Source organism: Nosocomiicoccus massiliensis (assembly GCF_000438455.1).
Classification (GTDB): domain Bacteria; phylum Bacillota; class Bacilli; order Staphylococcales; family Salinicoccaceae; genus Nosocomiicoccus; species Nosocomiicoccus massiliensis.
Genome location: NZ_CAVG010000002.1, coordinates 1 through 9,508, shown reverse-complemented (window position 1 = coordinate 9,508; position 9,508 = coordinate 1). Strand labels below are relative to the sequence as shown.

The window sequence follows — 9,508 nt, the reverse complement described above, 5'->3', positions numbered from 1 at the left end:
TTTATAGATTTCAATGAATCTATCATACTCTGATTCATCTAAATATTTTAGTTTCAGAGGGAGTTTTTCACATTGTCTCGTATTATATCGTGTAGACGAGTTCATATTTTTTAAAATATCTTTTAAACTACCGCTTATATCTACTACAGATTGGAATCGTATATTTTCTTCAAAGATCATTTGCCTTGTAAACCCGTGATGTTTAAATCCATTTCTTTCAAAAGATGAATGACTTCATGATTATTTCGCTCATCGTTTTCTATGACATTTCCTTCAGAATCTCTCACTTGATATATCATATAAGGTGAAAATGTTAGACTTGCTGCGCCTTTGTCTTTTGCAAATGAACTGATTTCTTGAATAAAATATTCTAGCTTATCGTTAGTATAATCGAGAATTAATGGTCCAGAATGTGTAGTCATCGCTTTAAAGAATCTGACAAGCGGATACTCACTCAGCATTGATACCCCAATTACATTATCCATGTCATCTATTAAACCTAATAAATAGACTGTTGCGTTATTTTTCATGTAGTCATAATATAGTTCATCGTGCATAAAATGATACATATCTTTATATGTTTTCATAAACGTATAAAATTGTTGTTCTGAAATCTCTTCAACTTTCATTTAGAATGCATCCTTTACTATCTTTTTCCAAGCTTTTGTCTTAACTTTGCTTTAACCTTGTTTACATTATTTGCAAGTGGATGAATGACTTTCACAAAATCTCCGACTAATTCTTCGATTTGAGCATTAAATCCTCTTTTAAAGCGATATACTCCGTAGTCTTCACCGTCTTCGCTAAAGTCCCCAGATACGCCGTAGAAATTATAGCGTGCAATTCCGTGATCCATCGCATACTCCATCATTTCTAAGTGCATCATATATGGACCAACGAACATGTTAAATTCTTCGCTTGAAGCTCCTGCGTTATATACGAGTTCGTAAGGTGTTACAAAGTATACGCCACTACCGAGATTTAATACGTTTCCGTATTTTTCTCTAAACTCTTTCGCTTTTTCAAGATCATTTAAATGTCCTTCAATATTTCTCTCTAATTCGTTAATTCTATTTAGAGTCTTTTGATTTTGATTTTCTTTTTTCTCTTGCTGTTCTTTTTGCTTTTGAAGTTTGTTGACTTCTTTTTCTGTTTGTTCGATAAACTGATCGAGCTCGATATATGCTAATGGTACGAGCACTTTATCTTTGTAAGTTTCTTTGAATTGTTTAAAGTAAGTTCTAGGATCTTCATTGACAAAAAAGTCTTGGCGCTCTGCAGTATCGAGATACATATCGACAAAAATATCCATCTCATCTACTTCTAAAAAGCGGACCTTTACCCCGTAACGCTTTGCTTTACGCATATTTCTTCTACGTAAGTTATCAAACGACTTTACAAGCTCATCTTCATTTTTAAATTGACTCACGTCTAACACACTCATCCAACGTGCTTGTGATGTATTAGAATATCCTCGTGTAAATCCTTGATGAACATACCCCATACTCTCTAATAGTTGAATGACTTCGTCACGGTTTTCATAATCGTCATACGGTTTTACATCTTTATCGTATTTTTTATAAATCCAGTTTGGATCCACTTTAACGAGTGATGCATCGTTTTGCTTTAAGTACTCAGTTAACCCAGCAAAGTAAGCACGAACGATATTTAAATTATCGTAATCTAAGACAGGCCCTCTATTTGAATAGTAAAAGTATTTGCCTAATACACTCGGTTCTTTTGTAAATAATCCTGCTGCAATGACTTTGTCCTCGTTGTCTTTTAGACCGAGCAGTTCTACTTCCCATCGTCCGTCGACTAAACGATTTGCTTTATTTTCAATCATTTGGAAAAAGGCACTTTCACGGCCATCATTTTCAATGAAATTTTTATATTCTTCATCAGTTAATTGTACAAACTTCATACTTTTCTCTCTTTCTTTATCTTTTTAACAGGTGATATAACTTATCTAATGTTTTATTAATCGGTTTTACAAAATCTCCAATATATTCATTGACCGTTGCATTAAATCCTTTTTTAAATTGAATAACACCGTAGTCCTCAGCATCTTCTGTGAACTTCCCACTAATTCCGTAGAAATTATATATATCTACGCCATGTTCTATAGCGTATTTAATCATTTCCCATTGGATACTATAGCTGCCTGCAAAATGTCTGAATTCATTTGCAGTACCTCCAGCTAAATATGCAACTTCATGTGGTGTATTAATATAATAACTCGCTGCAACTGGTAACTCATCACCGTGAGTTTCACGAAGCTTTAGACCTTCTTCTAATTTTTTCTCAATGTTAGCAAGTTGTTCTTTAAAGTTCTTCACTTTATTTTGTGCTTTTTTATTATCTGGATGACGTTCTAGTTGTTTTTCTGCTTTGTTTAAATCTTTTTGCATTTTTTGAACATCAGACTGTAACGTATCTACATATTCATTTAAATCAACATACGCGAGTGGAATCATAACATTGTCGTCGAAATATTGTTTACGTGACTTGTAAAACTTCGGTCCACGATCAAAGAATTCTTTCATCTCACTTGTGTCTTCCATAAAGTCAGTAAATATATCGATATCATCTAAATCGAGATATTTAACTTTGATGCCATCTTTTTCTGCTTTTTTAATATTACGTTTACGTAGCTGATCAAATTCATTAAATATTTCTTTTTCAGTTTTATCTTTTAAATCTAATATTGAATGCCATCTAATTTGAGTGTCTGGGCTAAATCCTACCGTAAATCCGTCATGGTCATACCCAAGTTTTTTAAATGTTTCAAATAATTGATGACTGTCTTTTTCTTCTAGAATATTTCCGTCGTGGTCACGTACGTTCAGTACGACATATGGATCTACACGAAGATACACGACTTTTTTATTTTTTAAAAATGATTCTAGACCTCTAAAAAATACTTTAACGATATTTTCGTCACTGTAATCTAATACTGGACCACGGTTCGTATAAGCAAAGTTAAAGAATTTCATTACACGACCGAGCGTAACTAAACACGCTGCTTTTACTTCACCATCATGTTTTAAACCGACGAGATAACTCTCTGTGCCTTCATCTTGCTTTAAACGATAGTTATCTAACGTCTGTGTAAAATGACTAAAGTTTTCTTTCGTATATTGTTCAAATTCTTCTTGTGTAAGTTCTACAAACTCCATTCGTTTCAATCCTTTATCGTATACTCGTTTCATCGCTTAAAGTATAGCATTATTTAACGATAGTATTCTATTCATACCATTTTCATGCATAACTTAATATCAATCTATTATTATAGCATAAATTATATTGCTTTTTTAGCGTTTATGACCTGCGATTAGCCCTTCTCTTAGTTTTAACGTCGAGGCTTCTGTCATACTTAACGCACGCATCACACTGAGTGTGCCGTATTTCACTTTTAATTCGTCGATTGTTTTTAACAGTTGATCTCGCTTATACTCTTTTTCATTATCTTTAAATAGATTACCTTGTATATAATCATTACGAATTAAATTCGTTAAGCTAACGCTAATCGTACGATACAGTGCGTCTGTATCAGCAATTTTTGTTAGTCGAATCCAAATACCAAACATCACTTCGTTTTCGTCATGTGTCCCTTCATCAATCGTAAATTGTTTCCCGTACGATTTCCCGAATTTTGTCGACACTTGAAAATGTATCGTTCGTGCACGCTTATTCATTAAACGAAGTCGATGAATGACCTCATCTACGTGCTCGAGTAAGACGACGTATAGCTCGTGAAACTGATAATCTCTCATTAGTATTTGGCTTTTTGCGATTGTCGGACTTTTCGCATTGTATTTTTCACTTAATTTACTAAAATCAATACCGTTTGCGTGCATATGCCAGTCGATTCCAATCACGCCAAAATCTCTTTTTAAATATTCTACCGGATAAAGCGCTAAATCTTTAACTGTAAATATACCTCGCTGATTCAACTTCTTTTCTGATCGTTTATTAATACCAAAAAAATCTCTTAACGGTGTGATCGGCCACAGTTTTTTAGGTATGTCATGATAGCGCCACTCTGTAATACCGCTCGGCATTTTCTTTGCTTCAATATCTAATGATACTTTACTTAACAACACGTTATCTCCGATCCCAATCGCACAGTCAATTTTCGTTTCTCTATAAATATGAGCTTTTAACATTTCAGCTAATGCATACGGTGTTTCAGCGAATAAATGATAACTATCTGTCACATCCATAAAAAATTCGTCAATCGAATATTGATGAAAATCTTCAGGTGCAACGTATTGTAAAGCAATTTCCGTAATACGTTTTGAATACGTCAAATATGTTTTCATCGAAGGATTAATAACTTTAATATGGTCACCTTTTGGTATTTCAAAATGTCTCGAGCCCGTTTTAATACCGAGTTCTTTCATCTTTGGTGTCGCTGCTAATACGACAGATCCCGTCGACTCAACATCACCAACGACCGCGAGGTACGTCGTATTCGGATCCCATCCATTCATAATACAAGATACACTCGCAAAGAAACTTTTCTGATCGATACAAAATATATCTCTCTTTGGACATAAATGATAATTGTACATATGCTACCTCCTTAATGCGAACATATGTTCTATATTAGAATAACATATTTTTATAAAGCGTAAATACCTTATCTTTTGTATAACGACAATGAATATAGTATCCTTAAAACAAATTTAGAAGTAAGAGAGGTATATATTTATGAAAAAGTGGTTCGCAGTAATCGCATCGCTTTTATTAACGATTACACTCGCAACACCAGCTCTCGCTGCAAGCGCATGGAAAGAAAGCGTCACAATTTATGGTGCAGGTCTTAAAGATTCACCCCAACAAGAACAAATAGCAAAATTATTAGGAACTAAAGATGATGACATCGTCGATTACGTATATGGTAACGACACTGAAAAATATATTAACTATCGATATGACGACAGTATTTTATTCTCTAGTATTCGTATTATGGAGAAAAACTCTGGCGGACTAAAAATTGATATCGACGAAACGTACGGTAAAATCACTCAAATTAGTCCACAAACTTATCAAAACGCATTGATTACAGCAGGTGTGACTAATGCAGATGTCGTAATCGCTGCTCCACACGATGTTACAGGAGAATCAGCGTTAACAGGGATTTATAAAGCGTATGAAGTCCAAGGAGATAGTTTAAATCCTGAATATACGAAAAACGCTCAAGATGAATTAAACACAATCTCAGACATCACATCTGAAAACGAAGGTAAAGATGGCTTTAGTGAAGCACAATTAAACAAAGCAATTACAGAAATTAAAATTACGATCATTAACCAAATTAACAACGGTGCAAACCTCACAGAAGACGACATCCGTCAAATTGTCGATGAAAAAATTAAAGACAACGGACTCGATGGAATCGTGACTGAAGAACAAAAAACTCAAATCATTAACATTATTATCCAAATTAAAAACTCAGGATTTTTTAGTGAAGAATCTGCAACAAAAATCTTAGAAAGCTCTAAAGACTTACTCAACCAAATTAAAGATAGTGACGCATTTAAAGATGCCAAAGACAAAGCGAAAAGCTTAGGTAACGATATTAAAGACTTCGCTGAAAGTGAAGAAGGACAAGGGCTCATCGAGTCTATTAAATCATTCTTTAAATCACTATTTGAATCAATTAAAAACTTATTTAACTAAGCAAAAATCCGATGGGAAATCCCCATCGGCTTTTATTTTACATATTTTTCATTTTTTTAATCGATTTTAATATATTAGAATCATTCATTAACACGTTTCGTTTGTAAACTGTCGTCGTCAAGAAGAGTATTAATACGACTGAAACAGCGAGAATTGCGATTCCGATATATATATCACTCATCGGAGTATCTAAATTAAGTAGTCGTACTGGCATTGTAAACGGTGTAAAGAACGGGACGTAACTACTTATTTTAAGTAAAGTTCCGTCACTATTCATGATGTTAAATAGACCGATATAAAATCCACCGATTGAAATAAATGTGAGTGGCATGAGTCCTTGCTGTAAGTCTTCCATACGCGATATAAACGATCCAAGTAATGCTGCAAATATTAAATATAGTAATAATCCGAGCACTAAAAATACAACAGAGTAAACGATAATTGGTACAGTGTGTTCATTTGAAACTAATTCAAATTCTGATAACGTCTCTTGTAAAGAAGACGTTTTAAATGCAATTAGCCCTGAACCAATCACAATCAGTATCTGTGTGAAAGATACGAGTATAATCGCGCTTACTTTCGCTAATACGTGCTGCGTTGGAGATATACTTGATACGATCATTTCAATGACTCGTGATGATTTCTCTTGAGCAATTTCCGTTGCGATTTGACTCGCATATCCAATGATGATAAAGAACATTAGCATAATGACGGCATAAATAATAACTAAATTCAGTAAGTTCTCACTTTCGAAAAATCCGTCTTCGTCTACTTCCCCTTCACCGTCAGGGTCACTACTTTTGACAGTTAAATCTGCACGTGAATCAAGTAACGCTAAATCCTCTTCAGAAATATCAATCGTATTTGACACGTAGATTTTATTTAACTCATCAAGAGCAAACTCTATCGCTTGACGGTTATCGTTAGATAATTCACCGTCAGAAGTTAGCGTTGCTTTGATTGGTAGCTCTTCAGAGTCAATCGCTAATACGTTCTTAGCATCTGGTTCTATTAGAATCGTATCGTCGAACGATGTAATAACATCCGTAACGACTTTTTTATCTTCTTCTGTCGCTTCTATCGTTATTACTGTTTTTTCATCTTCACTATCAAATAGATTTAAAATTTTGTCGAAGTTCATACCTGCAAATACGAACAGAACGAGTAATAATGTCGTAATTATAAACGATTTCGCTTTAATTTTTTGTTTATATGTCGACAATAACGTCGCTAAAAACTTATTCATCGTGCTCACCTACTTTACTTATAAATATTTCGTTTAACGTCGGATCTTTAACGCTAAACTCACTAAAGTAACCGAGTGGTGTTACGCGATCGTAAATCGGTTGAGCGAATGATTCATCTTCAATTTTTAGTGTAACTAAATCATTCTTCTTATTGTAAGATAAAACACCCGGATGATCTTTTAAGAACGATACGTCATGCGTCCCACGAATGAATATCGTTTTTTGCTTAAAGTCATCTTTAATAGACTGAATAGAACCTTCTGCGACTTGTTTCCCACGTTTTAAAATACAAATCGATTCACATAACTCTTCCACGTGTTCCATACGATGTGTACTAAAAATAATCGTCGCACCATTTTTGTTTAACTCTTTGACCGCTTCTTTTAATAATTCTACGTTAACAGGATCTAATCCAGAAAACGGCTCGTCGAGTATGAGTAACTTTGGATTATGGATAATACTCGCAATGAGTTGAATCTTTTGCTGGTTCCCTTTAGATAACGCTCCAATTTTTTTCTTCATGTTTTCAGATACTTTAAAGCGCTCTAGCCAATATTCTAATTGCTTTTTTGCGTCTTGTTTAGACATATTTTTAAGTTGCGCAAGATACATCACTTGCTCTTCAACAGTTAGTTTCGGATGTAATCCACGCTCTTCGGGTAAATAGCCGATGTAGTCTGTAAAGTTATAATCTATTTTTTTATCGTTAAACGTCACAGAACCACTCGTTGGTTTTAATATATTTAAGATCATACGAAACGTCGTCGTCTTACCTGCACCGTTTCCACCAAGTAAACCATACATATCCCCTTCTTGGACCGTAAAGTTTAAATCGTCAACAGCTGTAAAATCGCCGAACTGTTTTGATAGATGATTAATGTTTAGTCCCATAAGTGCCTCCTATTTTCTTTATATTTATAATACTACATTATGAAAACTGTATTTTTCAACGTATATAGTATATATGACCAGTAAATGAGAAATAAAATTGCCACTGAGAAGCTCAGTGGCACTATATTATTTATCATTTAATTTTTTGTTGATTTCTTTACTATCGCGAATTGCCATAATAATAAATACACTTTGAACGATTAAAATAATAACGATGATTGAAGCGGCGTATAATAATATGTCAGTAAGAGTTGCTGATATCCATCCGTTCATCACCGCAACAATAGTAAAAGCGACTGTACCTACAATGAGTTGTATGAGTCCAGCAAGAGGTGGTGGCATTTTTGTTAAATGTGCACACGTTGCGAGTCCGATAAGTAGTGACGCAATCCACACTGACACAATCTCCTTCGAAGGATCTAAAATCATAAGTGAAACTAAATAGATGAAGCTTCCGATTAGTACAGATTGAACTATAAACTTTAATGCATTTACTAACATTTAAATCCCCAACCTTTCTTTTAATATTGATACAAACCGTCTAGAAATATTCACCTTTTGACCGTTCGACATGACTGCAATTAAATTCCCTGAAAAGGACGGCTCGACTTTTTTAATCATTTGAATATTCAATAACTCTGACTTAGATACTTGCATAAACGTATTTGAATTCAGTTCATCTAAAAATGTCGAGAGGCTTTTGTACGTCTGTACTGATTCTTTACTCGTATAAATCGTCAGCACTTTGTTATGAATCTCAGCACAAACGATATCCATCTTTTTAATGACGGTAAATTTATCATCAGATTTCACAGTGATATTTTCCTTGTCTTTCGTAAAGTGGTCGACGTACGACAACACTCGTGCGCCAACAGTGGCATTTTGTGCGTGCACTTGCACTTCATCTTCTTCTAAACTACTATCGATAATCAGATTAATCTTCACTTTCGACCCCTCCCTCTCTCGCTAAATTCAGTATACAATTATATTTAAAATTACAGTTAAAAAATTCGTAAGTGGTAAAAATATCGGTATAACCGGTAAAAAAGCACTTCTCTTATAGTGAGAAGTGCTTGATATTGTTCAATATTGTTTGATTTTAGTTTTGATATGCGTGATAAGTGCCGTTATTTAACACTTTTACGTTGTTTCGACGCTTTTTTGTTAGATAAAATTATATATCTAACACTTTTTAGTTATTTCGATGCTTTTTTGTTAGATAAAAAGATATATCTAACACTTTTTAGTTATTTAGATGCTTTTTTGTTAGATAAAAAGATATATTTAACAAAAATCAGTTCATTCATCCAAAATTTGTTAATTATACGCGAATATCTAACAAATCCTCATAATTTTTGTTAAATAAACGCCGAAAACTCCCTCTAACTTGTACCGAACCCATAAATCCGGACATTGTTGTCCGTGATTTCTTATATGGCTTGTTTCCTATATTGAACAGGAGACAGGCCATCTAATTTCTCTTTTATTCTTCTGTTATTGTACCAATCAATATATTCTTCTAATTCCTGGATTAATTCTTGAACACTTTGATATTTAACACCGTAATAGATTTCTTGTTTAAACAGACTAAAGAAATTCTCCATAGATGAATTATCTAAACAATTTCCACGTCTAGACATACTCTGCTTGATATTATTCTGCTCTAGTAATTGTGTCCAGTT

General features: G+C 33.8%; 9 protein-coding genes and 1 pseudogene. 1 reads left to right on the top strand and 9 read right to left on the bottom strand.

Annotated elements, in window-relative coordinates; translation table 11 throughout:
• From TJ68_RS08620 to TJ68_RS00070, 4 genes and pseudogenes are all read right to left on the bottom strand, one after another.
• Nucleotides 1-557: pseudogene (locus TJ68_RS08620) on the bottom strand (peptidoglycan bridge formation glycyltransferase FemA/FemB family protein); the annotation flags it as partial.
• Nucleotides 558-646: 89 nt separating this feature from the next.
• Nucleotides 647-1,924: a peptidoglycan bridge formation glycyltransferase FemA/FemB family protein gene (locus tag TJ68_RS00080; protein ID WP_040928084.1), complete on the bottom strand. Its 1,278-nt coding sequence runs from the start codon at nt 1,922-1,924 to the stop codon at nt 647-649.
• Between the two features lie 16 nt (nt 1,925-1,940).
• The gene (locus TJ68_RS00075; protein ID WP_040928083.1) at nt 1,941-3,179 is read right to left on the bottom strand and encodes an aminoacyltransferase; all 1,239 of its coding nucleotides are present in this window, start codon (nt 3,177-3,179) and stop codon (nt 1,941-1,943) included.
• A 135-nt stretch (nt 3,180-3,314) separates the two neighbouring features.
• On the bottom strand, nt 3,315-4,577 hold the full coding sequence (locus TJ68_RS00070) for a Y-family DNA polymerase (RefSeq protein WP_040928082.1): 1,263 nt from the start codon (nt 4,575-4,577) through the stop codon (nt 3,315-3,317).
• Nucleotides 4,578-4,716: 139 nt separating this feature from the next.
• Here TJ68_RS00070 and TJ68_RS00065 point away from each other — a divergent pair, with 139 nt between their 5' ends.
• Nucleotides 4,717-5,688: a DUF1002 domain-containing protein gene (locus tag TJ68_RS00065; protein ID WP_040928081.1), complete on the top strand. Its 972-nt coding sequence runs from the start codon at nt 4,717-4,719 to the stop codon at nt 5,686-5,688.
• 37 nt (nt 5,689-5,725) lie between these two features.
• Here TJ68_RS00065 and TJ68_RS00060 read toward each other — a convergent pair whose 3' ends face one another.
• From TJ68_RS00060 to TJ68_RS00040, 5 genes are all read right to left on the bottom strand, one after another.
• Entirely contained in the window at nt 5,726-6,934 is a 1,209-nt protein-coding gene (locus TJ68_RS00060; protein WP_040928080.1) for an ABC transporter permease, read from the bottom strand.
• Nucleotides 6,927-7,826, bottom strand: a complete 900-nt coding sequence (locus TJ68_RS00055; protein ID WP_040928079.1) for an ABC transporter ATP-binding protein — start codon at nt 7,824-7,826, stop codon at nt 6,927-6,929. Before TJ68_RS00055 ends, TJ68_RS00060 begins: the two co-directional genes overlap by 8 nt.
• A 126-nt stretch (nt 7,827-7,952) precedes the next feature.
• The gene (locus tag TJ68_RS00050) at nt 7,953-8,327 is read right to left on the bottom strand and encodes a DUF3021 family protein (RefSeq protein ID WP_040928078.1); all 375 of its coding nucleotides are present in this window, start codon (nt 8,325-8,327) and stop codon (nt 7,953-7,955) included.
• Nucleotides 8,328-8,771, bottom strand: coding sequence for a LytTR family DNA-binding domain-containing protein (locus TJ68_RS00045; protein ID WP_040928077.1), 444 nt, complete (start codon nt 8,769-8,771; stop codon nt 8,328-8,330). It abuts the gene before it with no gap.
• 485 nt (nt 8,772-9,256) lie between these two features.
• Nucleotides 9,257-9,508 (bottom strand): IS3 family transposase (locus tag TJ68_RS00040; protein WP_040928076.1); only part of this gene is annotated, 252 nt, incomplete at its 5' end.